Raw genomic sequence first — 707 nt, 5'->3', positions numbered from 1 at the left:
CATCTTGATCAACCCAACCTTGAACTTTTTCGGGGTAGCGCAAGGCAATGTCGCAAGCTCGTTCTGTTACGCGTTGCTGCCGCCATTGGGGGAGGTTTATAAGTAAAACGCCTGAGTTAAAATAATCACTTTTCGTAGTTAAGCCTAAATCAGCACGCAAGTGCATCTCCGTATCTAATACTGCTCCAATAGCAAAGTCACCTAATTCGGTTTGAAAAAGTGTACTTAAATTACCCACAACTAAAGTGTCAATATCCAGGTATAGCAACTTTTCTAAATGCTGAGGGACTAAATCAGCGAAAAATAAACGGTAGTAATTTGCTAGTGTAAAATAGGATGTTTTAGGCAATTGTCTTACAATGGCTCTTGGCGTTTCGTAGTCTTAGTACTCATCGTTCCTGTATCTTCGCGTATAGACAACGTCGTTTAATAATAGACTCGCACTTCTAGACTAATATGGACTGTACCGCTACGCCGCTTGATATCGCTGTATCATTTGATCAGGGCTATGTCCCCTTCGTGTATGCTTTACTCTCCTCTATCTTTCAACAAAACACTAATTCAACCATTACCATTCATGCGCTTGCGCCTGAGGTGTCGACTCCTGATCAAGATGCTCTTAAGACATTTGTTGCTGAAAAAGGTGGCTCTATATTCTTTTATGCACTAGACACTACAATTATCCAAGGCTTTGCATTACCTACACA

General features: G+C 41.0%; 2 protein-coding genes. One reads left to right on the top strand and one right to left on the bottom strand.

What is annotated here, in order from left to right; genetic code table 11:
* A partial coding sequence (locus tag J4D97_RS23145) for a glycosyltransferase family 8 protein (RefSeq protein WP_279592485.1) occupies positions 1-349 on the bottom strand: 349 nt, incomplete at its 3' end.
* 107 nt (positions 350-456) lie between these two features.
* Here J4D97_RS23145 and J4D97_RS23140 point away from each other — a divergent pair.
* Positions 457-707 (top strand): hypothetical protein (locus J4D97_RS23140; RefSeq protein ID WP_208309645.1); only part of this gene is annotated, 251 nt, incomplete at its 3' end.

The sequence above is a fragment of the Hymenobacter defluvii genome, assembly GCF_017589435.1.
Taxonomy (GTDB): domain Bacteria; phylum Bacteroidota; class Bacteroidia; order Cytophagales; family Hymenobacteraceae; genus Hymenobacter; species Hymenobacter profundi.
This window is presented reverse-complemented; position numbering and strand designations above follow the sequence as displayed.